Annotated in this window: 35 protein-coding genes; 30 read left to right on the top strand and 5 right to left on the bottom strand. The window is 42.0% G+C overall.

Annotation, left to right across the window (positions count from 1 at the left end):
* The first annotated feature begins 59 nt into the window (after window positions 1–59).
* Window positions 60–890: a hypothetical protein gene (locus QUA34_RS14825; RefSeq protein WP_333387745.1), complete on the top strand. Its 831-nt coding sequence runs from the start codon at window positions 60–62 to the stop codon at window positions 888–890.
* A 13-nt stretch (window positions 891–903) separates the two neighbouring features.
* Complete coding sequence (locus QUA34_RS14830; protein WP_333387748.1) at window positions 904–1,743, top strand: ATP-dependent DNA ligase; 840 nt, start codon at window positions 904–906, stop codon at window positions 1,741–1,743.
* A gap of 70 nt (window positions 1,744–1,813) precedes the next feature.
* Here the strand turns inward: QUA34_RS14830 and QUA34_RS14835 are convergent, their stop codons facing one another.
* Genes QUA34_RS14835 through QUA34_RS14850 form a run of 4 tightly spaced genes read right to left on the bottom strand, consistent with a single transcriptional unit; the run spans window position 1,814 to window position 7,135 of the window.
* Window positions 1,814–2,386 (bottom strand): HU family DNA-binding protein, encoded by a 573-nt coding sequence (locus QUA34_RS14835; protein ID WP_333387751.1) that lies wholly within the window; start codon window positions 2,384–2,386, stop codon window positions 1,814–1,816.
* A 53-nt stretch (window positions 2,387–2,439) separates the two neighbouring features.
* Window positions 2,440–5,151: a hypothetical protein gene (locus tag QUA34_RS14840; protein ID WP_333387754.1), complete on the bottom strand. Its 2,712-nt coding sequence runs from the start codon at window positions 5,149–5,151 to the stop codon at window positions 2,440–2,442.
* A 4-nt stretch (window positions 5,152–5,155) separates the two neighbouring features.
* Window positions 5,156–6,658: a hypothetical protein gene (locus QUA34_RS14845; protein WP_333387757.1), complete on the bottom strand. Its 1,503-nt coding sequence runs from the start codon at window positions 6,656–6,658 to the stop codon at window positions 5,156–5,158.
* Between the two features lie 48 nt (window positions 6,659–6,706).
* Window positions 6,707–7,135: an RNase H family protein gene (locus tag QUA34_RS14850; RefSeq protein WP_333387759.1), complete on the bottom strand. Its 429-nt coding sequence runs from the start codon at window positions 7,133–7,135 to the stop codon at window positions 6,707–6,709.
* Window positions 7,136–7,227: 92 nt separating this feature from the next.
* On the opposite strand from QUA34_RS14850, the gene QUA34_RS14855 reads away from it, so the two are divergent.
* Window positions 7,228–7,749 (top strand): hypothetical protein, encoded by a 522-nt coding sequence (locus tag QUA34_RS14855; protein ID WP_333387761.1) that lies wholly within the window; start codon window positions 7,228–7,230, stop codon window positions 7,747–7,749.
* A gap of 614 nt (window positions 7,750–8,363) precedes the next feature.
* Complete coding sequence (locus QUA34_RS14860; RefSeq protein ID WP_333387763.1) at window positions 8,364–8,915, top strand: HNH endonuclease; 552 nt, start codon at window positions 8,364–8,366, stop codon at window positions 8,913–8,915.
* On the opposite strand, the gene QUA34_RS14865 is transcribed toward QUA34_RS14860, so the two are convergent.
* Window positions 8,912–9,733 carry a DNA cytosine methyltransferase gene (locus QUA34_RS14865; protein WP_333387765.1) on the bottom strand — a complete coding sequence of 274 codons (822 nt, stop codon included), beginning with the start codon at window positions 9,731–9,733 and terminating at the stop codon, window positions 8,912–8,914. The genes QUA34_RS14860 and QUA34_RS14865 overlap by 4 nt on opposite strands.
* A gap of 77 nt (window positions 9,734–9,810) precedes the next feature.
* On the opposite strand from QUA34_RS14865, the gene QUA34_RS14870 reads away from it, so the two are divergent.
* From QUA34_RS14870 to QUA34_RS15000, 26 genes are all read left to right on the top strand, one after another.
* Entirely contained in the window at window positions 9,811–10,191 is a 381-nt protein-coding gene (locus QUA34_RS14870; protein ID WP_333387768.1) for a hypothetical protein, read from the top strand.
* Window positions 10,192–10,257: 66 nt separating this feature from the next.
* Window positions 10,258–10,665 (top strand): hypothetical protein, encoded by a 408-nt coding sequence (locus tag QUA34_RS14875; protein ID WP_333387771.1) that lies wholly within the window; start codon window positions 10,258–10,260, stop codon window positions 10,663–10,665.
* 152 nt (window positions 10,666–10,817) lie between these two features.
* Window positions 10,818–11,234, top strand: coding sequence for a hypothetical protein (locus tag QUA34_RS14880; RefSeq protein WP_333387774.1), 417 nt, complete (start codon window positions 10,818–10,820; stop codon window positions 11,232–11,234).
* A gap of 41 nt (window positions 11,235–11,275) precedes the next feature.
* Window positions 11,276–12,010 carry a hypothetical protein gene (locus QUA34_RS14885; protein WP_333387777.1) on the top strand — a complete coding sequence of 245 codons (735 nt, stop codon included), beginning with the start codon at window positions 11,276–11,278 and terminating at the stop codon, window positions 12,008–12,010.
* Window positions 12,011–12,078: 68 nt separating this feature from the next.
* On the top strand, window positions 12,079–12,426 hold the full coding sequence (locus tag QUA34_RS14890) for a hypothetical protein (protein ID WP_333387780.1): 348 nt from the start codon (window positions 12,079–12,081) through the stop codon (window positions 12,424–12,426).
* A 105-nt stretch (window positions 12,427–12,531) separates the two neighbouring features.
* On the top strand, window positions 12,532–12,864 hold the full coding sequence (locus QUA34_RS14895; protein WP_333387781.1) for a hypothetical protein: 333 nt from the start codon (window positions 12,532–12,534) through the stop codon (window positions 12,862–12,864).
* 171 nt (window positions 12,865–13,035) lie between these two features.
* The gene (locus tag QUA34_RS14900) at window positions 13,036–13,422 is read left to right on the top strand and encodes a hypothetical protein (RefSeq protein ID WP_333387784.1); all 387 of its coding nucleotides are present in this window, start codon (window positions 13,036–13,038) and stop codon (window positions 13,420–13,422) included.
* A gap of 41 nt (window positions 13,423–13,463) precedes the next feature.
* Entirely contained in the window at window positions 13,464–13,832 is a 369-nt protein-coding gene (locus tag QUA34_RS14905; protein ID WP_333387787.1) for a hypothetical protein, read from the top strand.
* Between the two features lie 174 nt (window positions 13,833–14,006).
* A complete protein-coding gene (locus QUA34_RS14910; protein ID WP_333387788.1) occupies window positions 14,007–14,372 on the top strand; it encodes a hypothetical protein in 366 nt (121 codons plus the stop codon).
* A gap of 103 nt (window positions 14,373–14,475) precedes the next feature.
* The gene (locus QUA34_RS14915) at window positions 14,476–14,874 is read left to right on the top strand and encodes a hypothetical protein (RefSeq protein ID WP_333387791.1); all 399 of its coding nucleotides are present in this window, start codon (window positions 14,476–14,478) and stop codon (window positions 14,872–14,874) included.
* Between the two features lie 6 nt (window positions 14,875–14,880).
* Window positions 14,881–15,141 (top strand): hypothetical protein, encoded by a 261-nt coding sequence (locus tag QUA34_RS14920; protein ID WP_333387794.1) that lies wholly within the window; start codon window positions 14,881–14,883, stop codon window positions 15,139–15,141.
* A 24-nt stretch (window positions 15,142–15,165) separates the two neighbouring features.
* On the top strand, window positions 15,166–15,456 hold the full coding sequence (locus QUA34_RS14925) for a hypothetical protein (RefSeq protein ID WP_333387797.1): 291 nt from the start codon (window positions 15,166–15,168) through the stop codon (window positions 15,454–15,456).
* A 193-nt stretch (window positions 15,457–15,649) separates the two neighbouring features.
* On the top strand, window positions 15,650–16,045 hold the full coding sequence (locus QUA34_RS14930) for a hypothetical protein (RefSeq protein ID WP_333387800.1): 396 nt from the start codon (window positions 15,650–15,652) through the stop codon (window positions 16,043–16,045).
* Window positions 16,046–16,197: 152 nt separating this feature from the next.
* Window positions 16,198–16,713: a hypothetical protein gene (locus tag QUA34_RS14935; RefSeq protein ID WP_333387803.1), complete on the top strand. Its 516-nt coding sequence runs from the start codon at window positions 16,198–16,200 to the stop codon at window positions 16,711–16,713.
* A gap of 152 nt (window positions 16,714–16,865) precedes the next feature.
* Window positions 16,866–17,165, top strand: a complete 300-nt coding sequence (locus QUA34_RS14940; RefSeq protein ID WP_333387806.1) for a hypothetical protein — start codon at window positions 16,866–16,868, stop codon at window positions 17,163–17,165.
* A gap of 186 nt (window positions 17,166–17,351) precedes the next feature.
* A complete protein-coding gene (locus QUA34_RS14945; RefSeq protein WP_333310469.1) occupies window positions 17,352–17,861 on the top strand; it encodes a hypothetical protein in 510 nt (169 codons plus the stop codon).
* Window positions 17,862–17,953: 92 nt separating this feature from the next.
* Entirely contained in the window at window positions 17,954–19,393 is a 1,440-nt protein-coding gene (locus QUA34_RS30215) for a phospholipase D-like domain-containing protein (protein ID WP_445242822.1), read from the top strand.
* A 74-nt stretch (window positions 19,394–19,467) separates the two neighbouring features.
* Window positions 19,468–20,073 (top strand): alpha-ketoglutarate-dependent dioxygenase AlkB, encoded by a 606-nt coding sequence (locus QUA34_RS14960; RefSeq protein ID WP_333387809.1) that lies wholly within the window; start codon window positions 19,468–19,470, stop codon window positions 20,071–20,073.
* A gap of 69 nt (window positions 20,074–20,142) precedes the next feature.
* On the top strand, window positions 20,143–20,739 hold the full coding sequence (locus QUA34_RS14965) for an SLOG family protein (RefSeq protein ID WP_333038917.1): 597 nt from the start codon (window positions 20,143–20,145) through the stop codon (window positions 20,737–20,739).
* A gap of 83 nt (window positions 20,740–20,822) precedes the next feature.
* A complete protein-coding gene (locus QUA34_RS14970; protein ID WP_333107496.1) occupies window positions 20,823–21,080 on the top strand; it encodes a hypothetical protein in 258 nt (85 codons plus the stop codon).
* Between the two features lie 44 nt (window positions 21,081–21,124).
* Window positions 21,125–21,400 (top strand): hypothetical protein, encoded by a 276-nt coding sequence (locus QUA34_RS14975; protein ID WP_333387812.1) that lies wholly within the window; start codon window positions 21,125–21,127, stop codon window positions 21,398–21,400.
* A gap of 8 nt (window positions 21,401–21,408) precedes the next feature.
* Complete coding sequence (locus tag QUA34_RS14980; RefSeq protein ID WP_333387815.1) at window positions 21,409–21,963, top strand: hypothetical protein; 555 nt, start codon at window positions 21,409–21,411, stop codon at window positions 21,961–21,963.
* Between the two features lie 101 nt (window positions 21,964–22,064).
* The gene (locus tag QUA34_RS14985; RefSeq protein ID WP_333299268.1) at window positions 22,065–22,520 is read left to right on the top strand and encodes a hypothetical protein; all 456 of its coding nucleotides are present in this window, start codon (window positions 22,065–22,067) and stop codon (window positions 22,518–22,520) included.
* 72 nt (window positions 22,521–22,592) lie between these two features.
* Window positions 22,593–23,051: a hypothetical protein gene (locus QUA34_RS14990; RefSeq protein WP_333387818.1), complete on the top strand. Its 459-nt coding sequence runs from the start codon at window positions 22,593–22,595 to the stop codon at window positions 23,049–23,051.
* A gap of 172 nt (window positions 23,052–23,223) precedes the next feature.
* Complete coding sequence (locus tag QUA34_RS14995) at window positions 23,224–23,976, top strand: hypothetical protein (protein WP_333107502.1); 753 nt, start codon at window positions 23,224–23,226, stop codon at window positions 23,974–23,976.
* A gap of 111 nt (window positions 23,977–24,087) precedes the next feature.
* A complete protein-coding gene (locus QUA34_RS15000; RefSeq protein ID WP_333107503.1) occupies window positions 24,088–24,441 on the top strand; it encodes a hypothetical protein in 354 nt (117 codons plus the stop codon).
* The last annotated feature ends 39 nt before the right edge of the window (window positions 24,442–24,480 follow it).

Raw genomic sequence — 24,480 nt, forward strand, 5'->3', positions numbered from 1 at the left:
TAACCCTGCTTAAAAACAGGGTTATAGATTCAACAATCCAATTACTCACAGAAACTAAAATGCTTCCACAATTAGCGAATACTTACAGTCCAGCAAAAGAATATCCTACAGGTTTCTTTTTTAGCAGTCCTAGACTTAACGGCATTCGATGTGTTTACCAAAGATTTGACGATTTGAAAGGACTAAGAAGTCAAATTTTGAGTACCAGATTTGTTGGACTCGATCGGCTTGAATTAGCTTGTCAAAGTCTTTGTGATGCTCATAATCTCACGCTTCTTGATGGTGAGTTATTCATCCCTGGCAAAACACTTGACGAACTAACAGTGTTGGTACGCGATCGAAACAACTATGACCTTGGCAATAAATTTGCTGTTGAGTTTAGACTCTCTGCGGTTCATTCAGCAATGAATCCTGGCATGACGGGTCATGAAATGATTACTTTGATGCGTCAAAACATTCCTCCGTTGGGGATGCTGAGTTTTATTCCTCAAGAATTGATTCGGAGTACACCGCTAGGAATTCTTGATGAATATACAAAGGTAGTTAATTCTGGGGTTTCTGATGAAATATTCTTAAGAAATCCTGATTCAGTATATTCAGAGATTCGATCGGACAACTATCTGAAAGTAAAGGGCATAACAAGCGGAGTCTTTACGGTTGTTTCATTCACACAGAATCCTGTAGTGAATTTCGTCAGTTATATGTCAGTCGAAGGTTTAGTTAATGGAGTCAATAAAATTACTCGGGTTTATGGTTTGAACGATGAAGAGGAACAAGATTTATGGATGAATCGAGATTCTTACATCGGCAAGCAAGCTCAGATAGTTTACATGGGTTTAAGTTCAACAGGAAATCTACGAACTCCGGCTTTAAGTCGATTCGTTAGCTAAGGAAAAAGTTTGAATGTTACCACAATTAGCCAATACTTACAGTCCAGCGAAAAATTATGGTGTTGCTGAATGGTTTAGCAGCCCTAAACTAGATGGAGTCCGCTGCTTATATGAAAATATGACGAGTGGATTGAGAAGTCGATCGGGACTGACTCGATATTCAGGATTGACTGAGATTGAGGAAATATGCGAAAGTATTCGATCGACTAATAATTTATCTTTTATAGACGGTGAGTTATACATCCCTGGAACTCTTTTTGATGTTATCTCAGGAATTGTCCGCAGCAGAAAAACTGTAGAATCTGTAGTAGCAAATAAACAAAAAGTTCAGTTTCGCATCTTTGCGATCGGCTTCAATCAATTCCCGACAATGGAGACAGTTCATGAAGTAGATCAGATTAAGCAAATTTTCCCGGCAATGGGAAAAGTTAGCTACGTCCCTCAGAAATTGGTTGAAAATAATCCTTTGGTAATCCAAACTGAAGCTGAATTGGTCAAAAGTTCTGGACTCTCAGATGAAGGGATAATGCTGCGGAATCCGAACTCTATTTACTCCGGGGTTCGATCGAACAATCTCCTAAAAGTGAAAAACTTTGTTAAGAACAACTTTACGGTGGTTGGGTTTACCAAAGGTAGTGGCAAATATGCCAAGTCTCTGGGTAACTTACTGATTCGGGGAATGATTAACAATCAAATCATCAATAGTCGAGTGGGGACAGGATTTACTGACTTGGAGCGATCGACAATATTTGCCAACCAAGCTGATTATTTAGGCAGAACGCTGGAAGTGGTTTATCTTGGTGTGACTGCTACAGGCTCTTTACGGCATCCAGTATTCTCGACATTTGTGTGAACCAAAATAGAGGCAGAAAAAAGCTTGAGTAGTGTACATCTACTCAAGCTTTTTTCTGTCTGGTTCAAAACTATTTGACGATTCCTACAAGTTCCGGCACTTTCCCCGCTAATTTCCAGCCTGTGCTAGGCGAGTAAACCGGGGTGTTAGCGTTAACTCCCCAGCCTGCTAGTTCACTTGTTGGTACTTCAACGAAGGAACTGTCAGGAGCTTTGATTTGCCAGGTTTGCTCAGGATGACTCAAGGTTTTTTGCGCTAGCAAGTCGGCTGGAATAGGAGGAGGTTGAATGCCTGCAACAAGAGGAACAGGAGCAACAGGAGCGACAGATTGAGCAGTAGATTCAGCAGCAGGTGCAGGCTGTGGTTGGCTTGGATCAGGCTGAACTAAAGTCAAAAAGGATTTGCTGAAAGTCAACTTAGGTCTGCGAGAAGCTTTAAAAGTGATAGCTTCTCCAGTCCGAGGGTTGCGTCCTTGACGTTCAGGTCGATCGGTAGCTTTTAAAATCCCTAACCCTTCTAGCGGTACTTTTTCACCATTGCGGAGAGTGAGTGACATGAAGGCTACTGCTGAATCCCATACCGCGTTAACGGTACTTTCAGAAAATCCAGTTGACGCTTTTACGTGGTCAGTTAAGGCAGACATAACTAATCTGTTCGGATGACTAATGAATATTTTAATTATGCACCATCAAATGATTAATTTGGTGGTAAACCAAAATCTTCTGGCTTATAAAGACCTGCTGGGAACTTGCCTTCTAAGAAATCAATTTGTTCTTGAGAGAGCGATCGGTTATAGAGCCGAACTGTTTTGGTGATGATTTGTCCGCTATCTTCCATATACTTGCCGTTGGTGTAACAGCGCATCTCACGAGTTTCCCCGATCGCAACTTTACTTTGGTACTCTTTCGGTATCCATCCAAGGGGGAAGTATCCGACATTTCTGGTACTTTCAGGAAAGCTCATATCTACCGCAAGTTCCATTCGTGCTGCGACTTCTCCGGCAGCAGGCTTCATTCGTTGGACAACGCGAACAAGTACATTTTGCCCTTTCCATTCACCTCGACTCCAGACACTTGGAGTTTGTCTGTGAACGTTGTATGCGTTGAAATAAGGCAAGGTGTCGGGGTTTTCTTGTAAATCTGTCACGATTTCTTCCCTGAATAAATTGAATGCAAGTGATCCGGTGCTGAGCTCAGTAGCATTAGTATGAACAGCTCGCCAATATGCAGCAGCCCAACTTTTTGCGCTGAAAGCCTCACCGTTGGCATCAGCTAATTGTTCAAGAGCAGAGTTTTTAAGAGCTTGAAATTTTGCGGACACCTCACGGATTTTAGTAGTATCCCCATCATTTTGGTTTTTCCATGCGATCGCAACCTTCATCTCGTCCGCGTATCCTTTGCGTTGCTCAAAAGCAAAATCTAACTGCTTTTGATCGACTACACCACCCACAAAGAGTGCATTTTCAAAGGAGTTGATGTTGATGTTGGTTTCCAACTGAGCTGGTTTCCAGTAGGTGTTAACGACTCTCACCAGGCGGGAAATAGTATCCATCGCATCCTCGGCAACGGCACAGGGTCGAGTTAGATAAACCGCATCCTCTTTAAAGTCTTTGAGCCAAGGGATTTTACCAGCATCTCCGAGACTGTTGAGATATTCGGTAACAGCTTGCAAACCCTTGTCATTATTGGGATATGCCGATTTCAATGAGTCAACCGCGATTTGGAGTTCCTGACTGAGAAAGTCGATGATTGACATCTCGACTGGAGCTGTTTGCATCCCGCCGGGAGGAATCATCAGCACTATTCCTTCAGCTCCCGCACCTCGGGCCCGACCCAGAAGTGAGGCAACAATCCCGGTGCTGTCATTCATGCTGTTAACGGCGACTTCTTGGAGAGTTCCAGGCAACGCCATTTTGGGAAGCTTGTCAACGGATGGAGGTTTGTCAAAGTTGGCGATCGCATCTCTCAGAGCTGGATACTCTCTGGATGAGATGAGCTGAACAAAGTCGCCGTCAAAGTCTCTGCCCAAATTCAGCATGAGTTTTGTCGAGGCTGCCATCAATCCATAGCCTTTGGCATAAGTGCCTTCATGACGGTTGATCCAGAGCTGACAATCTCCCCAATGCCTCATAGGATTGCAAAATACGATGTATTCGCCGGGAGCCATGCCAGGTGCACAAAATACTTTTTCTCTAAAAGTGGTTACGTTGTTCTCATCCGTGGTTTCGTATTTTTGGAAATACTCATCAGGTTGGGACATGAGTGACCAGAAACGAACTCCGGCTGCTTTGGCTAAGTTGAGCCAAACGGCGCGAAGTCTTTCTGCTACTTTCCCGGTGATGTAGGGATGCAATAACAGTCTGCCTTTTAAGTCATATTTGATAATCTCCATTGCAGTATTGACATATTCAGCTTCGGACTGAATACTATCGCCCTGCTCACGTTCTTGTGCTGCTTCTTCTTGATGGATTCGGAGTTCTTTAGCCAGAGCTTGAATAGAATTAGTAGCTGCTGCTAGCTTTTCACATTTTTCTCGCAGTCGGCTGATTATTCTGTCTTGTTCCAGAGTTTCAAATTTAAACCATTGAAACAGCATCCAGCCTGCTTTTGCGGTGCGCTTTTCTGCTTCAAATACCAGCCCGCATAGCAGTTTATCGGTATAGTTTCCGAGTGCTGGTTTTTTGCCTTTTAACGAACTCCAAGGAATGACCAAATCATAGCCTGATTCATCTAACAGAGGATTGTAGGCGATCGTCCCTTTTGCTACCCATTTTTTAAATGCAGCTATCCTAAACTGAATAGGAATATCAGCATCAATTTCATCAGCGTCAAATTCTACTGTTCCTGCGCCTAATATCTCCATAAATTCTCTGGAAGCTTTGGCGTGACTGTCTCCGCTGTTCCAATGCCGTTTATTTACTGGATCATCTTGAGGATTGCCATTAGCATCTCTGGCTGTATCATCAACAATCACATAATTGAATTCTCGACCTATTAAATGTTTGCATCCTGTGTGAAGAATACTGCCGTAAATGATTCGTTTCCATTGTTCTGTTGCTAATCCTCCATAGTAATCACTCCCGATCGGAGCTAGATTGAATGTAAACCTACCATGATTCCGAGAGTTACTAGCTAAATCCAGTTGATATCGATCAGTTTTATCAACAATAAATGGATTCAGCAGTGCAGGACTTTTTGTATTTTCTGGTATTTCACCAATACAAAATCTATCTTTCCCAACATCTTTGTGTAACCCTGAAAGCAGAGTATTTCGCAAAGTTACTTTGGGAGTATTCGACCATTGTTTTGCAACACAGTCCCACACTGACCAAACAGCAGTTGTTGCTACTTTTGCCAGTGTTTCGTCTGCGCCGTACCAGTCGTAATTTAGCTCATAAATTGTTGGCATCTGTTTAAATGAAGTCCATAAAGTTGAGTCTACCTGTTGCTATTCGAGCAACTTTGTCAGGTCCTAATAATGCTGCAATTTCTTCTTTTCCAGTGACTGGAATTGGATTATCAGGATTAGTTAAATTATAACAAATTGCATACTCATTTTTTGGATCTAATCCGAGTCCTATGATTTGGCTCATAGCAAGTTTGGCATTGTCGCGCATATTTTTAGCTGAGAGTTTGAACTGATCCAATATTTCGATCGAATTAGTTTCGTACATGGTAGCTACTCTCAGATTGAATCTGTTAGGATTATCCACTAAATCTCCAAAGACATAGAGAGTTTTCGACAAAGCCGTTTTATTTCGCATCGCTAAAATGATAATGATTGAGACAATTAAAATCGGCCCTGCCATTGCAATCAGAAACATCCAGGCAGTAACATTCATATTACTGGTGCCAAAAACAGTCATCAACAAAGCTTCGTTAATTTTCAAAGCAGAAGCAGCAAAAAATCTTAGTGCTTCAGCCCCTGAACTGCCAGAAACTTTGAGGACGATCGAAGTTACGCAATGAATAAGAGCTGTAATTAAACTTGCTGGTATTCCTGCCAAATTCATGCAAGTCGTTAAAAACCAACTTGCTATGCTAGAAATTATGCCTGCTGTAATCCCTACTGTCGCCAAAGCACCGCCTACAGCAACGATCGGCGCTACTACTGGGACAATTATCAAAGCACTTGCATTCACTTGGACACTTCGGATTGATAAAATCTGATCGTTGTAAATTGAGTTGATATCGTAATTGCTATTACCTATTACTGTACCTGTACCTGTTCCTGTACCTGTACCTGTCGTAGAGCGTACAATTCTGGGAGAAGGGATAGGTGCATCACCCATAGCAACTAAACTTCTAGCCACATTGTTGTATTTAGATCGCGTTCTACGTCGATCGTCTAATTTTAGTCGTTCATCTTGCAATTCTTGGTAATATTTATCTCGTAATCTTCTAGCTTCTTCCTGCATTAAAAGCTTTTTTTGATTAATTGATCTCCAAGCCTCATCCATAGCGTAGTTAATTTTTACCCCGGTTTTGGACAATTCTGGGAGATTTAAGCTATTGTTGAAAGCATTTATGACATCACCATAGATACCTTTCTCTGTACTGGTAGAGATTAATCCAGCCAACGCTCTTTCACCAGCACCTGCTAAATTGGGATAAAGTTTGCTGTTGTAGGCACGGTTGATGCCGTGGGATGTTTCCAAGAATGCTGTTCCACATTGAGCTATCAGAAGAGGAAAGGCTGCTACATTCTGTGATGACTGAAGCCAACCTAAAAGAACTTTAGCCGTTGGATGAGCCAACAATCCCTGAGTCAGCGGTTGCTCCAGGAGCCATTGCTGAGGAGCCTCCATTATCTTTTTGACTTCACTAACTCCTTTTAGTGATTGAAAATTCGCCCAAACATCATCGAGTGGATTGGTAGGCATAGTAAGTGTGGTTGTTTTAGATATTTTTAACAATATTATAATTCAAGTCACACTTACTATGCCTACCCTCATCAGCTAATTTTAAGAATTAGACTTCTTCAAACTTTCTTGTTTAGCAACTCGATCGCACTCAGTCAGTTCAGGAGTAGATTTTCGGGCTAGCCAGATCCATGTTACCTCGTGAACTTTTGCTAATTTATCAAGTTCTTCCCACAAGTCTTGGTTAGCGTTACGGTTCCAACTTTTAGCCATCGTGTTTACGACGTAGCTTGAATCCGAAAACAGTATCACCTTACAAGGCTTCTTGAGAGCTTTCAACGCTTCGAGCGCTGCTGTCAATTCCATCCGATTGTTAGTAGTCGTTGTGTCAGATTGACCACTAATCATTTTCTTGTTAGTTTTGCCTGGAATTGTGAGTAATGCAGCCCAACCACCTGGCCCTGGATTCCCTGAGCAAGCACCATCACAATGAATATTAACCACACTTTTTGTTTCAGTTACAGTTGTCATTACTTTTAACAAAAAAGAACATCAAAATCTAAAAGCGAAGCTACCTAAAACCTGAATTATTGCTATAATATAACAAAGAATTGGGGAAATTTATGTCAGAATACACAGATTTGTTGAGACAATATGCGCGTTTATCGGTTATCAATTCTGGATTGTCGATCGAGAATTCTGAATTATCGATCGAGAATTCGGAACTGTTAATAGAAAGTTTGAGGGTAAAAGCAGAAAATCTAAGACTGACTGAGCGGTTGGAACAAATGAACTATTTAGCAAGAGCAATGTATAACGATTTCAAACTCGATCAACCACATGAAAACTTGACAGAAAATAATAGAGAATCCTTAGAGCTGGAGAGTGGCGGGACTATCTATTTAGTTCAGTATCTCGATCGAAATGGAAAATCCTACATATCAACAGAAGGTTTTACACCAGAAGGTGACATAGCCCCTAAGCTTTATTATTTCGGCTATGCGGTCTTTTTCATGGTAGAAGAACTGGTACGACAAGGATTTAATAGTCTGCCTGAGAGATTTTCAACGTTGTTCGATCGAAACCCAAAGTTTATGAACTATGTAGTCAAAGAATTTGAACGGGTGATGGCATATTATTTATAAGTCCAGCGAAGAAGTTCAGCAGTCAAAGAACAAAAATTTGATATTCATTTAGAAACTAAGGAAGTTTTACTTATGGACGATCGTACCAAACAACGGTTTGAAACAACTTGACGACCAATCGCTTTCATAGATAACCCCTGACTCCGCAAACTACGAATGCGTTCTCTCAAAGCTTCAATTTCAGCGGTCGATGGCGCTACGCGCCCTTCGACTACGCTCAGTGCAAGCCCGCAAGCTACGAGTAGATGGTTCGACTTGCTTAGGCTGTAAGTCCCATGCTCTGATACTGCGCTGTACCTTTCCTGCTGTCGTGTGGGTATGTTTGGCTATCTCGGAATAAGATAGCCCTAGACGGTACAAACGGATTTGTTCTTCTAGATTGCTCATCTCTTTCGCAGAATTATTAATATTGAAGTAGAGAAGCTAGAAACTGGAGACGCATCAAAGGAACAGTCGCTTGGGGAACGCAGATCGACAGACCTGCTAAGTTGATTGCTTCTGCCCTGCCTGGAGTTCTCCGTTTTACTCCTGGCTCGGCTGGCGGGGGATTGAATCGCCACCAGTGGTCATAATGCAATCCAGCCATGTACTCGGGAAACCCAAAAAAACATATTATGCTTCGCTTTGGGGTTGTGATCCTTTTTTTAAAAGTCATGATTGATCCTACACTTCAACAGCGTCTCGAAAATCATATTATTTCTAAAACTGACTGTTGGTTAACAGATTTGTGTTGTTGCAAAGATGGCTACCCTAAAATCAGTGTCCATAAGAAGGTGAGAAAAGCTTCTCGTGCAATCTTTGAATTATACAATGGGGAAATTTCTAAAGGAATGTTTGTTCTTCATAAATGTGATAATCCAGCTTGTATTAATCCAGAACATTTATTTCTTGGAACTCAAAAAGAAAATATGGAGGATATGGCAAGCAAAAGTCGTTCAACCATAGGCTCCAAAAGTGCTAGCGCTAAACTCAATGAAGAACAAGTCCTTGAGATTAAGCGTTTGTTGTCTGAAACAGATTTAACCCAACAAAAAATCGCTGAGTCATTTAATGTTGACAGAAAGATTGTTTCAGGGATTAAAAACGGAAAAATTTGGAAGCACGTTATTTACACATCGGTTAGGGAGAATTTCTCAGAAGCTAAACAGTTGAGTTTATTTGACTAACTTGCTAGTAAAGAAGCTAGAAACTGAAGACGCATTAATGGAACAGTGGCTTGTGGAACGCAAATCGACAGACCAGCTAGAGTTATTGCCTCTGCTCGTCCGTGTGTGTTTCTGGGTAATCCAATGTTTTCTGGTGGAGAATTAAATCTCCACCAGTTTTCATAATGCAATCCAGCCAAGTAAGAGGCATTCCAAGCATCCAAAGGCATAGTTCTGGGTTTAGTTTCTGGGTAGCTGGTAAACGATTTTGCGATTTCAATCTGTGTTCCAATGTGTTTTGACCAGCCCTCCCACCTTTTCCGTTGCTGGATGCCAAAGTGGTTGGCGTAGGCAATGATAAACACTCTTTGCCTCTCATGTACCGCACCGCACTGCGACGCGCTGATAACTTCAACTTCTGTTTCGTAACCGCCCATTCTGAGTCCGGCAATAATTGTTCGTAGCCCTCGATCGATAAGCCCGACAGGATTCTCCACCAATACAAAACTTGGTCTACCGAGTATGACGCATCGGAGTGCTTGGAACCATAAACTTGATTCGATGTGAACGAGTCCGGTTTTTGTTCCGGCTCTGGATGTACCTGTGCAAGGGAACGAAATTGTATAGACATCGGCTTTATTTTTGATTGGTAGGTAATCACAAATATCGGAATGGATTGGAATATTAGGGAAGTGAGTTTGTAGAACTTTTTGAGAATATGGGTTTTTTTCTACGAATTCGATCGTCTCTAATTTAATCTGAGAATTGGCGTTAACTAAACTTCCTGCTAATTCCCAAGCTCCTATTCCCGCAAACAAATCAACGCATTTCAGTTTCATTTTAGTGACTTTATTTTAATTCTATCATTTTCACTTCGTGTTTGGGAAGTATTTTCTAATCACCAACTGTGACTAATATGACTAAAATTGTAATGATTTCTGGCAGTCGCTCAATCAAAGATATCACCGCTGGATTACCATCAATCGATCGAATAATGGAGCTAAAGTTTTCGATAATAGTTGGTGATGCGGGAGGCGTAGACAAGTTAGTTCAAGAATATCTGCGTCGATCGAATTACCTGAACGTTAAGGTTTACTTTGCTTTGTGGAACGGCAACGGAAAACCGAGAAATACGACGGGGTATGAAACGGTTGGAGTTGCAGGGAACTATGTCGATCGAGACAAGATGATGTGCTCAGTTTGCGATTACGGTTTGGCTCTCTGGGATGGCACAAGTCGCGGAACCAGGGACAATATCGATCGAACTGGAAGGAAAACCAAAATTATCAGAATTTGAGGCAATTGAGGTTGGTCGGTGAGGGTCGCTTCGCGATAAGGGAGTGACCTATCACTTGTAACTACCATGACTATTACTCTAGAAAAGTTTGATTTCGACAAATTTACGACTGAGAAAGTTAAATTTGCGATCGATATTGACCGTAAAGTTTTCAACGTATCTGAAGGTTTAACCGATCATTATGATCAGTTAGATAATTCTCCACTGTGGCGAGGTAAGTTTTCAGTTGAGGAGTATCGGCAAATGCTATGGCAACAAATCCAAAAGCATTTACCCAGATATTTCAAGGTCAGATTAAAAGGTTTCTATGAGCCTAATTTAGTCCCTGATTCAGATATCTTTCGATCGATTATGGAATTAGCTCATGCTTATCGAGATAACGGTGAGTTGAAGCTGATTTATATTTCTGATCGTTCCCATGCTGAACTTATCGCCAGATGCGTTGATTATGTGGCAAATCAGATTCTAAATTAGAATTTCGGCTGTACCAGGAAAGGAATTAATCTCCTTTCCTGGTAAGAAGCCGAGGTTTTCAGCGATACCGGAAATTAATCTTTGGTAAGAAGCTGTTATCTGACTATTATACTCGCAACATCGAAAACCGCAATTTAATATTAAGGAGAATCATGTCAGAAATTCACATCAATCCAATGAGCCTCTTCCCTTATGATGTCAACAGACGGGAGGGAACCTATTTCGATCGAAACGGCAAACGAGTTAAGGATGAGTGTCTAGACTATCATTATGCGGTTGCTTATGAAGGCACAGACATTCGCTTGGCAACTTGGGCTTGTAAACAGCGCAAAGAATTGACCAATTTAGCTACTTATTTTGAAGGAGCAACAGTCGAAGAAAAACGTCAAATTATTTGGCATAAAATTGAAACTCAAAGAGTTAATAGACATTTCCTTCGTTTCTGTGAGAGACATAGAAATGAACCTTTATTTCTTTGGTATGTAAGTTCCTACGACTTGCCTACGGCTCAATTTATCAAAAGATTCTTGGAATGGTATTGGTCACAATACCCAATAATCAATCATTAAAAGCTGCTATACTCTAACTAATTTAGTTGGAGTATAGCCTCATGTGTGCAACAAAATCTCCTGATAAACCAGCAATCAAAATAACAGACATAACCCCAGAGTATAACATCAATTATAAAACTGGGTACATAGGATTTCTCAACAAGGGAGCCGACGTAACATCTCTCGGTATCGCTTATTTTACCGGCTGGAATTTGATAAGCGATATCCATGTGACTCATACCTTGATTGTCGCGGGTGAGGATCAATGTATTGAAGCAGACATGGTAAATAACACAGTTAAGGTTTGCAGCCTAAGCAAATACTTCAATGACCCTAACTGTCAAATCTTCTTCCGCAAACCCATACTTTTCAACGAGGCGGTAGGTTATGCGATCGCATACAAAGCCAGTCTCGAAATCGGCAAACAATACGATTTCGGCGCAATTTTGACCCAAGGACTCTCAGGCAGTTTCCCTGGGCGGATGCTCGATCGACTGCTGACCGGAAAGTTGGAGGAACTGCTAGGTAAACTGCTCGACAACCCTAATAAATGGATTTGCAGCGAGCTCGTTGCTTACACCCTAGATGAGCAGTTACTTTACCGAGATAAAGGCATCCTCAAACGTCCTAACTGTACCATCAGTCCTCAAGAGCTTTTCCAGGATACCGAAATCTTTGCACCTTGGAAAAAATCTAAACCCTCAGTAACAGAAACAAAAACAGTAACAGAAACAGTGACCGTAACAGAAACGGTAACAAAAACAGATTCAGAAACAGACTTAATCTGTAAGTAGGAATAGCTGAGGTTAACGGTTAAAACGCTTTGCGGTAAGACGTGAGTTTTTCCGCAGGGAGTTTTGATATGAGTTTAGTTACAGTTACACCAACAGGTAAGAAGGTAGTCGCGCCGATTTTCCGTCCAGACCAGTCTGAGTTTGATTTGCCGGTTAGCCAGAATTTGGTTTGGCGAGGCGGTGTGTATGTTTGCGTAGATGGCAAGAAGGAATATCATTTCTCTTGCCAACTCTCGCTATGTGTCAATGGCGATCGCATCCAGGTGGGTAGCCTTTATTTGACTGTCTGCGGGGTAGTTACAGTTAAGTCGATCGTCCCTTCAGTAACAGTCAGTCAATATTTTGAGTATATTGTCCAAACTGAACAGGGAACTGAAGAAAAACTTCTGCCCTGGGAATTCGATAGCGCTGTCTAACTTTCATTTCAACAATTTTAAGATGTTTATCCAGACAGTTTGAGGTTCTTGAATGCTTCGCTGAGAAGTGCAAATTTGAGGTAACTATTATGAAAGTAATCGCACTTGATAGACTACAACCTGCTAATTTTGGCATTTCTGACACAATTGGCAGACATTGTAAATGGCGCGATGGTGTGTTTATTTACAACAACAGTGACGGGGAAATGTATTTTCAATGTGAGCTGCCGTTGTGTCAGAATGGCGATGCGCTATCGCGCCCGCAAGCTACGCATCCAGGTAGGTAGTTTGTACAATACCTCTATTGCAATCGTCCAGGTTCTAACCATGAATTTAACTAGCCATGTCAACCAAACTTTTACCTACATAGTTCTTGACGAAAATGGCGATTCCACTGAGATTCTTCACAGCGGTGAGTTTATCAGCATTTTCTGGTAACTCCTAACCCGGAAACAGGAGCGTTTTCAGTTCCTGTTTCCCTTATGTGATGCTCATGTGACGGTCATGTGCGCGCCCGGTACACATAACATACAGGTGCAGATACAGGCTATGTACGTGTGAGAATGAAAATACTTCGTTTTGGGAAAGTGATGTTATTCCCAAAACGAAATGGAAAACGTATCACTGTTTGACTGGATTGTAAAAAACAATTTCCCTGAAGCGGATTTCTGGCTGATAAATAAAGGTAGCAAAAATAAGTTAGGGGAACCAGTTAAGGAATTTCAGCCTTACCTTACAGGCATCAAATGTCCAGTGTTAGTTTTGCCAGATTACGCTTTCTATATGTGCCTGCACCTGCACCAGCAAGGATTGTGGCAACAGTATTCGCAAGGTTCATTAAATCTTCAGCATCTTCGCCTCAAGAATGTCAAAGAAGTTTTTCGATCGCTTGGTAATCAGCACAGAATTCAACATCAAGCCCGTTTCAAGTCGTTTGTTCCATATCCTGTGCCTGCTACTACAACAGACAAAGAAGAGGTTTATGCTTGGCTCTAAAGCGTTGAATTGTTGAATTGTTGAATTACAGGATTAGTGAAATGCAAAGAATCAATTTCGGTGGAATTCAAGCTGAGGTGTTGGCGTTGTCTCCGCACCACGGCTGTTTTATTTTCCGATTATCCGATCGGATCGCGGTTAAGGGCATTTACACAAGCCGATTTACTTGGGATGAAACAACGGACAATCTCACAGGTTTTCTATCAGAACGGTTTGTCCTATATGTGGGAGTGCACACCTACGACGAAGCTGAACTTATCAAAGACACAATCACCAAAGCTGGCGGAACTCCGAATGAGGATGTCTTTGTTTCCAAACTCGTTCGTGGCTATCCCTATCAGGTGAGAGCGATGGGGCTACGAGCTGAGTATCTTGTCCAAACTCTACAGCATTTTCCTCATCCTGCTTAGCTACAAAAACATTAACAATCCTAGAAACAATCCTAGAAACAATCCTAGAAACAATCCTAGAAACAATCCTAGAAACAATCACAGAAACAAAATCAAGAAACTGTTTCCAAGGGTTATTAATGTTTTGCTTCGCTTTGAAGTGTTGAGTTATTTACTTAGTAAGGAATCTTGGTCATGGAAACAGTCAATTTTGCAGGTGTTGAAGGTAAAGTAGTGGAAACATCACCGCACGGCAGTTACGTTGTAGTAAGATTGAGCGATCGAATCACGATTGTCGGCACAACCAATAATCAATTCAATTGGGAAGAAATGCCGGATGCTGCATCAGGATTTGAATCCTTCATCACGTACATAGGGATTCGATCGAAAACTGAGGCTACTACATATCTCAATCTGGTAGCTACAGTTGGCGGTTACACACTCCCGAAAGAAGCCGAACCGAGAAAAGCTAAGCGGATTAAAGATTTCCCGTTTGAAATTAAAATACGTGGGCTAAGTCCTGAGTTTGTTGCTGAAGTAATTCGCTGCCAAAAAAAGTAGCTGACTATTCAACTACCTAAAAGCTAAGACCTAAGTTTCTCTTTACTACTTCTGTAAGGAGAAACTTAGACTATCCACATTACCTAATTCACCCACAATTCTGATGTCTGACAAAATAGTTTACGATGTGATTCAACGATTTGAAGTTATTGACGGTGTACCTCAATTGATTTCTACTGACATTAAAACAATTCAAGGTGGAACAACTTTGTTTTCGCTCGCAGAAACTTGGTTAGCAAAGAATACTCAGTTAGTCCGGTGCTACACAGAACAATACGTTGGCTACAAAAACAAACGTGACAAAAGATATCAACTGGTTCTCACTCCTAGAGCAACCTCTCTTCAAGTAGCATTCCCCGCATCTAATTTGAGTGGCAAAGTTAAGTTTATTACCGAAAACGATGCGCTGTTTCCTTATGCACTGAAGGTGTCGATCGAGAACAAAGAAACTCTTTTCAAGCTTCTTAATGACCTTTTTCCACAACACCAACAACAGCAGTAACAAAAGATGTCTCTAAATGAACGTGAAGAACGTGAACGACAAGTCTTTGAATCTGAACGTGAGAAATCTGAAATTACTAAAAAGCTCAAGTTGGCTTTCAAATCGTTAGCTTGGCAACATTACCACGAACAGATGACTGAAGACGAGTTTAACAAACGTTGGCAAATCCATCAAATTCATTCGATGGATTACTATCGAACTGTTTGGTATCTCATGGAGAAAGGCTTTTCTATCCAAGCATTACTAAACAGCCAGTCAGAAACCTAACCTACTTCTACTTCTACTACTACCATGATTCAGATTGATTCACAAACAGAACAGACAACTCTACGCCTACGTGATGCCTTCCGTGTACTCGCATGGCAAGTCTTTGAAACAAATCCTGAGATTCGTGAAGATTTAAACCAGCGTTACACCAGATTCTACAGTCGCTGGAGACAGTGCAAGATTCGATCGATGGATCTAACTGAACTTTCTCTCTTAGCAACAGAAAGAGGTTTCTCGATCGAACAACTGTTGAGTATCAGAGAATGCTACTACTCCATCGCTCAACCTTATCCAGATACTTTTGCTGATGATTAACGGCTAATCTAAACAGTGCTTGATGATGGCAAGTTTATCTTTCCATCATCAATCGTAGGCGTAAGTCGGGGTAGCGATCGAAAGAGAAGAACCTACAGTAGTTTGTCTGTGAGGTTCGCTTCGCGATAGGGAAATGAGATAGGTATTCTACTTATTTCCGAATTTACTGTACATTTAGCAAAGGAATTTCATCATGGCTATTGTATTTATGTCCAAAACTGCCAAAAAGCGTAGTTTGTTGATTGATGCGCTTCGTATTCTTGCCTGGGAAGAGTACAAGTCTACCAACAAAGAAGCACTCAAGAATCTTCAGTATGGCGGTTATGCTGTCTTTGACAAAGAATGGCAAATTGATGAAATTCATGGCAAAGGTTATGAGGATCTTCTCGCTTTTGCTAAGAGTCTAGAGTTTTCTGAGGCAGAATTGCTGTCGATTCGATCGAAATACTACGCCAAGAAAACTAATACTCCTAGTACGACTGCTTCTGTCAAGAATAACAGTTCGTCTAACGGTAATGGCAATGGTAACATTCCTGAAGATGTTAGTGCTGTTGAAGAAGAAGAATATGATGTTGGTGATGCCTTTTAGCCTTGACTAACAGAGATTGATGGTGGAGAGTTTCTACTTTTCATCATCAATCCTATCATCGATCGAAAGAGAAGAATCTACAGAGAGTTATCTGTTAGGGTCGCTTCGCGATAAGGAGGTGAGTGAAATATTGTCGTTAGGAGCATAGTATCATGGAAAAAATGAAGAAAGTTATCCCAAATCTCTCTGAATTTAAAGAGTATTTGAGAGGTTTAGTTGCAGAAATGGAATATAGCCATAGTAGTTTGACCAATAAAAGGTTAGAACTTTGGTTGTTTAATAAAGTCCATCTTGGCAACGGACAAGTCAGCCTTGGGTTTTATGACGAAAGGTTGTATCAGCTTTGTCAGAGGCTTTATCCAGGCTGTGATATAGGTTTGTTGACTTATCATGGCAAAGAAAGAGGTGGTAGTTGTGGGTTGATTGCTCCACATCGAGATCATGGCTATGCACAACCGATCGCAGTATCTCTCAATATTGGCATAGCAGAGTTTGTCGTTGATGGCAAAAGCTGTGTGTTGAATGATGGAGAAATTGTAAAGTTTAATTGTAAGCAACTCCATTCTGTCCCTCGCATTATGAGTGAGGAAAGATTTAGTTTGGTGTTGTGGCAATTGAATGAAGCCAAAGGTTATCTATCGCAAATGGTAGAGCCGATCGAATGGTAAAATAATGGTTAAATATTTTGGATTTGATCCAGAGTATTTAACCGTTATCTCCTAGGTTGTCAAAGAAAGAAACAATGGTGAAGTCTAGTGTTGGGTAGGGCTTCGCCATTAGGGATTGAGTTAGATTTTTGTACTTTACTTAGAGGTTTATCATGGCTATCAATATCTTGACCAAATCTGAAAAAGAAGCATCCAATCTGAGAGATGCTATTCGGATAATGGCTTGGTCACAGTTCAAGGCTGACAATGATACCGATCTCAAAGGTTTAGATTTGTACGAAATTTTCAAAAAGGACTGGGAAACGTATGAGATTCATAAAATGGATCTGGCAGGAATTCGTACATTTGTCGGCAAGTTGGGATATACATCCGACGAATTGATGCAAATTCGATCGGAATATTATGCCAACAAGAAAGAGTACAACAACAACAACAGAACTGATGAATTTTAGTTATAGCGATACCGAGGCGCGTAGCGCCCGCCAGCTACGAACTTAAGAAAAAGCCTCAGTATCTGTGATAGATATTGGGGCTTTAAAATTAAGAGAAAGAGTAAGTGAAGATTTTTTGTGAGGGCGCTTCGCGATAAGAGAATGAGTTGTAATTTTGCAACTCATTCTCTTATCTAGGTATTTTTCATGGCTAATTTAACTGAAACTTTGGTATCGATCGTAATTGCTGGTGAATTAGCAGCCATTGCATTGTTAGCAGCAACTCCAATCATTGGTTATGCAAAAGTAACAGCAGCTCATGTCCAGTTAGTTCAAACAGCGAAGCAAAGCAGATATGATGCAATCGTAAATTATGGCGAAGTTAGAAGTGTCGCAATTTTCACAGGCGATAAGCCAGCAATTGCAGAGTGTTTGAGCGGAGTTTGTGGAGCTAAAATCCCTTTGCCTAGTGGTATCACCATCAAATCAACCTTTAGAGGTATTGATGCGAAAGTTGCAGGTAAAGCAGGTAGCAATGTAGCAACGTTGATTAGTTGGGCAAGCGAAACCAATAGCGGAATTGGTGGTAGCTATGGCCAGCATGGAACAATAACCTTTAGCCATCATTGGACTAAAAAGCGGTTTTGCTTAGTTCGGGGTGGAGCTAATGGCAATCAAGGCGAAGTCGTAATCCGAACTGATAAGGACTGTAAATAGCAATGTTGAAGTACAAGAAAATCTCTAGCTGGTGCTAGAGATTTTTTTTTAGACCCACACAACCATTATTCATCAACCAAAAATCACTCATCATGAACAAGAAAATTGTCGGTTTAGCAGGTTTAATTCTCGCTGGTTTCGCTTCCTGTCAGCTCATGAAACCAAAGTCAACCGAAGAACTTCCCGCAGCTCCAGTCATCAAAGCATTGCCTCAAGATCCATCACTTCAGGTTTACTTCAATCAGTCTCAGACTTCTAGCTATACTGAGCCTTATCGCCAAATTACTCGTCCAGGTCATGACTTAGAACAGCTCATGGTCTATTCCATCAATAGCGCTCGCGAGAGTGTCGATGTCGCTGTTCAAGAACTTCGCTTGCCTCGGATAGCGCAAGCTCTAGCACATCGCCATCGGTCAGGCATCAAAGTTCGAGTCATCATCGAAAATCTGTACAATCGTCCTGTTGCTCTTTCTCCCTCACAGATAGCAGCGTTACCCAAGCGTGAGCGCGATCGCTATGCCGAACTCGTTCACCTTGCAGATACCGATAAAGACGGTTCGCTGTCAGATGCGGAAATCTCCACCGGTGATGCTCTGGCGATCGTCCGTGAAGCAGGAATCCCCATGATTGACGATACCGCTGACGGCAGCAAAGGCAGTGGATTGATGCACCACAAGTTCATTGTCATTGATGGCAAAACCGTTATCGCCACTTCTGCCAATTTCACTACCAGCGATATTCATGGCGATTTCAAGAGCGCCGAAAGTCGGGGAAATCCGAATAATCTGCTCAAGCTTCAAAGCCCGGAGCTGGCCAAAGTTTTCAGCGAAGAGTTCAGCCTCATGTGGGGTGACGGCCCCGGTGGGAAACCAGACAGCAAATTTGGTGTGAAGAAGTCTGCTCGCCCGATCGCCAGAGTTCAAGTCGGCGGTGCGACCGTCGCGGTTCAGTTCTCGCCGGCGACAAGCAAAACTCCCTGGCAGCAGACACCGAACGGATTAATCGATCGGACTTTAGCCACCGCATCCAAGTCCGTCAATCTGGCGCTGTTTGTCTTCTCTGCTCAGCAGTTGGCAGACACACTCGAAACCAAATCTCGAACCGGAGTCGGCATCCGAGCTTTGGTTGATTCCAGTTTCGTCTACCGTCCCTACAGCGAGGCGATGGACATGATGGGAGCCAGCTTGCTTGAAGGCTGCAAATTGGAAGTCGAAAACCGTCCCTGGAGTCAGCCACTGGCGACGGTCGGAATGCCAAAACTTCCTGTAGGCGATGGCTACGCCCCGGCTTACGCCTACGACTGCACCACAAGTTCGGTGTTGTTGATGGAACCAAAGTCATCACCGGTTCTCACAATTGGAGTGAAGCCGCCAACCGAGCAAATGATGAAACGCTGTTGGTTGTGGAAAGTGCCACGGTCGGCGCTCACTTCGAGTAAGAATTCGATCGACTCTATCAAGGCGCAATTCTCGGTCTGCCACAGCGCATCAAGCAGAAGATGGATTCTCGCAAATCTGAAGGTAAGTAGATAATTCTCCGGCCCTCGCTGGAGATTTTCTGTTACCTAGCGCTTCGCGTTAATGAGTTGATTTCTAACTAAAAAACTATGCTGCACCTCAAAAGATATTTCTCTGTTTGTGAACAACAAGCTTTAGTTGAGCTTACCCGAAATATAGCCAGAGCCAACGGCGGGATAACAATTCCTGTAATGCCCAGTGGTCAGAAATTCAACTGTAGCCAAACCAGTTGCGGGATAGTTGGCTGGCTATCCGATCGCAAAGGATATCGTTATTCATCCATCAATCCAGTAAATAATCAGCCATTCGCAGCAATGCCGACAGAGTTGATAGACATTGCTCAAAGTTTAGCCAAATTAGTTGGTGAATTTGATTATCAGCCCGAAACTTGCCTAATCAACTTTTACCCAGCCACCGGGAAAAGTAAGTTAGGTTTGCATCAAGATAACACCGAGAGCAACCTCAAACCCTGCATCATTTCGATATCTCTCGGTGATGATTGCAGTTTTGTCATCGGCAGCAACCGCAGTCGGAAAGATCCATTAGAAGGCATCCTCTTACGATCGGGCGATGTCGTTATCTTGCACGGTGACAGCCGTTTAGCCTATCACGGAGTCCAAAGAATTCTTCCCAAAACCTCGGACTTATTGAAGAACCACGGCAGATTAAACTTAACCATTCGCCAAGTTTATTAGCCAAGAAATAACACAGAAATAAGTAATGCTTCGCCATGAGTTGTTGATTCTTTTTCAGAGAAACAACTCATGGCAGCAAGCAATATTCCTGCTTTACAACAACGAGTCAATCGAAGTCTTAACCGCGAGACTCAATACAATTTTCATGAACCGTTTGATGTGAAAGAGTACCACACGGCGATGATTACTGGACATCGCTGGTTCGATTACAACATTCCGATCGATAAACTTATCACAATGGCAGTGAAGCAAGGCGTGACTAAATTCTTGTGTGGTATGGCGCTCGGCACTGACCAAGTTGCAGCAGAGATTTTAGTTCGGCGTAAACTCAAATGGACAGCCGTGATTCCTTGCGCTGATCAACATCTTCTCTGGAAACCTCGTGAGCAAAGTCATTACAAAAAGTTGCTCGAGCAAGCAACTGATCAAGTCTGCCTTTACAAGAATTACAGTCCAGGTGTCATGCAGGCTCGGAATGCTTGGATGGTGAAACGATCGGACATTTGCCTAGCAGTTTTTTCCGGCGACCCTCACGGCGTTGGGGGTGGAACTGCCACAACTTTTGAGATGGCCCGCAATCATAATCTGCTCATTTATCAGTACGTCCCGGCTGAATCTCAGTTCTTAATTGTTGAACCTGCTCACCGTCAGTTACGCCTCTTCTAGCTGTTTTTCCTCACATCCCCCCTTATTAAGGGGGACATCTGACCAACCGCAAACTTAACCAAAAACTCAACCAGAAACTCAAAATGAAGAAAAAAGCAGTTATAGCGCATATTCACAGTCGCATCACCAAACTTGCGAAGGGTGCGATCGAACGCGGAGACATTCTCACTTGCGATCGCATCTCCGACAGCTCTTACTTAATCAAGCGTTCTGTGCCTGATAAAAATGACGGCAAACCACAGACTACCAAATATACTACCGTCGCTGCTGCTAGCCTGCTTTATCTTCTCAATTCCTACGCTTTAGCTAATTCCATAGACACAGAAACAAAAACAAAATAATGCTTCGCTGTAAGGGAGTGTTCTGTTTTTGTTTCTGTGTCTAAATGCAAAACCATTCAGCTACCTTCAGAACACCGCAAACCTGGTCAGAAGAAGATATCTATTATCTTTCAAAAGTTGAAAAGATACTAGATGTAGATGCGATCGTAGAAACGCTTAAATCTCGCTGCATCTGTGACTGTCAGATGTACGACGATTCTGATGTCAAATTAGCGTTTGTGCGTTGGTTTCAAGCCAAAATCGAATACATGAGCAACGATATTTACAATGTCGTTGAAGCTGATGATAACGTTTTCCAACTTAATTTGCCTCCTCTCTGAACTGAGAAATGAAAACAAAAGTACCCCTCGTGAAGGCTTCGCCGGGGGGTACTGATTTCTACTCTATTCCTCTGTCAAAGGTAACAAATATGTCCATCCAATCTTTCACTACTCTATCACAAACTGGTCAACAATTAGTAATCGATTCTGAAACTGTTGAGACTCTAGTTCCTGCAAAAGCATCAGACCGGATTCTTCTAGAAGCGATCGGCAAACTAATTAATCTGGATGAAATCGTCGATCGGCTTCAAGCTTTGGATCATCAGCAATGTAGCTTATTTACGGCTGACCAAGTTAAGTTTGCTTTCCTCAAATGGATTGAGAATCATCTTGAGTCGATCGAACTCCAGCCTGAATGGTTCCTCAACAAGGATTTCAAGCATTTCGATCGACATCTGCCATTTGATGATTTGCAAGATGCAATAGAGTTGCGAGAGTACGATCCAGAATCTATCTATGAAGAAATCGGTGTTGCTCACGAAGCTGGATTATTTGATTCGCCACTTGAAGATGATTTCGAGGGAACACCTCAAGAAGCAGCCATAAACGCTCTTAGTTGGTAGCTTTCTAGCACAGAGACACAAAAAAAGCGGTTAGCGTAGGACTAACCGCTTTGAGTTTAGTTACAGATTCAGTTCAGGTATTTCCACCTCACAATTCTAACATGAAACATCTCCAAAGAATTGCTGAAATTCGCAATCAAATTGAAAGATTAAAAGTTGAAGCTGATGCGATCGAACCGGATGCTATTCTTGAAGCTTTCGAGATTATTGAGTCTAAAAAATCTCGCAAAAACGTTGTCTATAATGACGAGAATGCGAAAATCATCATCCAGCTCAGAACTCGGTACGATGACAAAAACCTTACTGTTACTCGATTGGATGAAGACATCAACCGCGAATACGAGAAACTGTGTCGATCGAACGCAACTGCCATCGAAACTAGCCAAGCTTACATTAATGATTTGCAAGAAATGCTTACAGAAGCAGAAACAAAACATGAAGCACTTCTCGCTTCTGTGTACTTAGAAACGTTGCGGAAACAGCGGGCGGTCGCACTCAATAAAACTGAGCATAAAGTTCCAAGTTTAGCGGTTTATGTTCACTACCTAAAGTCTTAAAATAAACCTAAAGCGATCGTACTTTTAAAGTGCTTCGCTTTAGGATATTGATTTCTTTCGTAAGTTTGTACAATGACAACAATCATAATCAATGAATCCAGTTTTCAGGTAGAACCCTTTGTCCGCTACAAAGAAAATCGAGTCAAAGGACACTTTACTTTACAGAATCAAGAATTTCCTTCACTGAACATGGCGATCGTAAAGATGAATCACCTAACTTTAACGCTCGATTCGGTACTTGCTCGATTGCCAATAACAGAAATCTGGGGATTTGTCCTTAATGATTCTGGCGGAACGCTTTCAACTTTAATCACAGTTAAGCGTGATTTACCAGCGATCGAATCTGGCAAAATCTATGAATTAGGCTTTCTACCATTTAAGACTGACATAGGGAAAGGCTTCATGCTAAATGCTTTTCCTCGCAATCCTGTGAATAATACCGAAAAGTATGCTTTAGAAGCTGCTGACGATATCCTTAACTGTGAAATAAATTTTTGTCATGATAAAAAATTAAATCAAGTAGTCATTTAACTTTGGCGTACTTTGCGATTATATTGACCGATCGCAAGCTACCCTAAAGTTAATAGATATACCCAAACTGAGCGTAATGCTTCGCTGAAAGGTATTGAGTTTTAGTAATAGAAACTCAAACAGAAACAGAAACAAAAACAAACCAAAAGCAGAAACAAAACCAGAAACAATCATGGAAAACCCAATCATCATAGACGGATTCGCTTTTCGCATTCCCACCATTCCTAGCCGTTACAGAGCCAACTGTAGTAAAGAATTCGGAATGTTCGTTACCGGAGACACCAAAGGAATGAACAGCAGTAAAGCCGAGAAAGCTGGACTGACCCGTGGTGAATTTGTAGAAATGGCAATCTGTGCGATCGGACAGAAAACGCTAACTTTCAAGCCTCACTATGAAAATGAGCAATTCACCGAAATCTGGGGCATCCCAGTAGCCGGGGGAATGAAAACTCATTTCCATGAAAAATGTAGCGAACTTTCAACTTTCTTAATTCATCGTCAATCACAAGACAAAATGAAAGGCTTAGTCGAATGTTTTGGGCGAGAGGCATTCAATTCTTGGGTTGCTGAAGGTATGCAAGGCGACCACAGCGAATATGCACTCAACAAAGCATCAGACGCTTATTTCGCAAACATTTTCCGCTTCGAGATGGTGCAAAGTGAAGGTAATCATGGCCCTTACTACTACTTAGCCATCACCACTCGTCCGATCAGAAATCCTTTTGAAGAGGCTGCCGTAAAAGCTGCTCGTATGATTTTTGAAGATGAGAAAAACGGTATCCGTCATTGCAGCGATCCTCGACTGATTGAGAATCAGGCAATGTGTTTGGGTTCTGCTTCTGATTCGGGTTTAGCTCTTGCAGCGGGGAACGGCGCTGAAGTTGTTGAAGCTGAACAACCTGCAAAACTACTTAAAGGCAAATAATCCACGATTCAGGGGAATATTCCCCTGAATTTCTTCAGTTCGATCGTCCTTACTCAGAGCGATCGAACTGTTCCACTCAAACTCTATCTACTCGTTCTCTGCCAAAATGTGATGCTGAAAACAATCAAAGTAACTAGCCCAACAGGTAATGAACGACACATTATTAAGTTGTTCAAAGGATATGTGGTGGATTTTCTCAAAAAAGCTGTTGCTGTTGCCGAAGAAAACGGTCAACAGTTTTTACCTCAATTTCAAAATTCTGACTGGCAATGGGTAACAGATTCCTCTCCCGCTGAATTAGTCGAAACAGTGTCTTGGGCATGGCACAGTCGATCGAACGGGGATGGAGCCGATGGAGATTGCACTATCTATCTCAAGTCTGAGCAAGGCATCCGCAGCCACACCACAGAAAGATTGCTTGAAGGTAATGCCGTCTATGACCTGGATATCACCGTAACCAGCTAGTTTCTCATTTCTACACAAGCGCGCGTTAAGTAACACGCG

It is taken from the genome of Microcoleus sp. POL10_C6 (genome assembly GCF_036701585.1).
Taxonomy (GTDB): Bacteria; Cyanobacteriota; Cyanobacteriia; order Cyanobacteriales; family Microcoleaceae; genus Microcoleus.

Bases quoted from the DNA above. Each gene is read 5' to 3' on its own strand.
- QUA34_RS14910 (WP_333387788.1), top strand. From the start codon at position 14,007: ATGGAAACAGTCAATTTTGCAGGTGTTGAAGGTAAAGTAGTGGAAACA.
- QUA34_RS15000 (WP_333107503.1), top strand. From the start codon at position 24,088: ATGCTGAAAACAATCAAAGTAACTAGCCCAACAGGTAATGAACGACAC.
- QUA34_RS14830 (WP_333387748.1), top strand. From the start codon at position 904: ATGTTACCACAATTAGCCAATACTTACAGTCCAGCGAAAAATTATGGT.
- QUA34_RS14965 (WP_333038917.1), top strand. From the start codon at position 20,143: ATGGCAGCAAGCAATATTCCTGCTTTACAACAACGAGTCAATCGAAGT.
- QUA34_RS14930 (WP_333387800.1), top strand. From the start codon at position 15,650: ATGGCTATTGTATTTATGTCCAAAACTGCCAAAAAGCGTAGTTTGTTG.
- QUA34_RS14885 (WP_333387777.1), top strand. From the start codon at position 11,276: ATGTGTGCAACAAAATCTCCTGATAAACCAGCAATCAAAATAACAGAC.
- QUA34_RS14880 (WP_333387774.1), top strand. From the start codon at position 10,818: ATGTCAGAAATTCACATCAATCCAATGAGCCTCTTCCCTTATGATGTC.
- QUA34_RS14890 (WP_333387780.1), top strand. From the start codon at position 12,079: ATGAGTTTAGTTACAGTTACACCAACAGGTAAGAAGGTAGTCGCGCCG.
- QUA34_RS14920 (WP_333387794.1), top strand. From the start codon at position 14,881: ATGTCTCTAAATGAACGTGAAGAACGTGAACGACAAGTCTTTGAATCT.
- QUA34_RS14905 (WP_333387787.1), top strand. From the start codon at position 13,464: ATGCAAAGAATCAATTTCGGTGGAATTCAAGCTGAGGTGTTGGCGTTG.
- QUA34_RS14940 (WP_333387806.1), top strand. From the start codon at position 16,866: ATGGCTATCAATATCTTGACCAAATCTGAAAAAGAAGCATCCAATCTG.
- QUA34_RS14970 (WP_333107496.1), top strand. From the start codon at position 20,823: ATGAAGAAAAAAGCAGTTATAGCGCATATTCACAGTCGCATCACCAAA.
- QUA34_RS14960 (WP_333387809.1), top strand. From the start codon at position 19,468: ATGCTGCACCTCAAAAGATATTTCTCTGTTTGTGAACAACAAGCTTTA.
- QUA34_RS14825 (WP_333387745.1), top strand. From the start codon at position 60: ATGCTTCCACAATTAGCGAATACTTACAGTCCAGCAAAAGAATATCCT.
- QUA34_RS14985 (WP_333299268.1), top strand. From the start codon at position 22,065: ATGAAACATCTCCAAAGAATTGCTGAAATTCGCAATCAAATTGAAAGA.
- QUA34_RS14870 (WP_333387768.1), top strand. From the start codon at position 9,811: ATGACTAAAATTGTAATGATTTCTGGCAGTCGCTCAATCAAAGATATC.
- QUA34_RS14900 (WP_333387784.1), top strand. From the start codon at position 13,036: ATGGAAAACGTATCACTGTTTGACTGGATTGTAAAAAACAATTTCCCT.
- QUA34_RS14860 (WP_333387763.1), top strand. From the start codon at position 8,364: ATGCTTCGCTTTGGGGTTGTGATCCTTTTTTTAAAAGTCATGATTGAT.
- QUA34_RS14980 (WP_333387815.1), top strand. From the start codon at position 21,409: ATGAAAACAAAAGTACCCCTCGTGAAGGCTTCGCCGGGGGGTACTGAT.
- QUA34_RS14995 (WP_333107502.1), top strand. From the start codon at position 23,224: ATGGAAAACCCAATCATCATAGACGGATTCGCTTTTCGCATTCCCACC.
- QUA34_RS14850 (WP_333387759.1), bottom strand. From the start codon at position 7,135: ATGACAACTGTAACTGAAACAAAAAGTGTGGTTAATATTCATTGTGAT.
- QUA34_RS14875 (WP_333387771.1), top strand. From the start codon at position 10,258: ATGACTATTACTCTAGAAAAGTTTGATTTCGACAAATTTACGACTGAG.
- QUA34_RS14840 (WP_333387754.1), bottom strand. From the start codon at position 5,151: ATGCCAACAATTTATGAGCTAAATTACGACTGGTACGGCGCAGACGAA.
- QUA34_RS14865 (WP_333387765.1), bottom strand. From the start codon at position 9,733: ATGAAACTGAAATGCGTTGATTTGTTTGCGGGAATAGGAGCTTGGGAA.
- QUA34_RS30215 (WP_445242822.1), top strand. From the start codon at position 17,954: ATGAACAAGAAAATTGTCGGTTTAGCAGGTTTAATTCTCGCTGGTTTC.
- QUA34_RS14935 (WP_333387803.1), top strand. From the start codon at position 16,198: ATGGAAAAAATGAAGAAAGTTATCCCAAATCTCTCTGAATTTAAAGAG.
- QUA34_RS14835 (WP_333387751.1), bottom strand. From the start codon at position 2,386: ATGTCTGCCTTAACTGACCACGTAAAAGCGTCAACTGGATTTTCTGAA.
- QUA34_RS14975 (WP_333387812.1), top strand. From the start codon at position 21,125: ATGCAAAACCATTCAGCTACCTTCAGAACACCGCAAACCTGGTCAGAA.
- QUA34_RS14990 (WP_333387818.1), top strand. From the start codon at position 22,593: ATGACAACAATCATAATCAATGAATCCAGTTTTCAGGTAGAACCCTTT.
- QUA34_RS14925 (WP_333387797.1), top strand. From the start codon at position 15,166: ATGATTCAGATTGATTCACAAACAGAACAGACAACTCTACGCCTACGT.
- QUA34_RS14945 (WP_333310469.1), top strand. From the start codon at position 17,352: ATGGCTAATTTAACTGAAACTTTGGTATCGATCGTAATTGCTGGTGAA.
- QUA34_RS14915 (WP_333387791.1), top strand. From the start codon at position 14,476: ATGTCTGACAAAATAGTTTACGATGTGATTCAACGATTTGAAGTTATT.
- QUA34_RS14855 (WP_333387761.1), top strand. From the start codon at position 7,228: ATGTCAGAATACACAGATTTGTTGAGACAATATGCGCGTTTATCGGTT.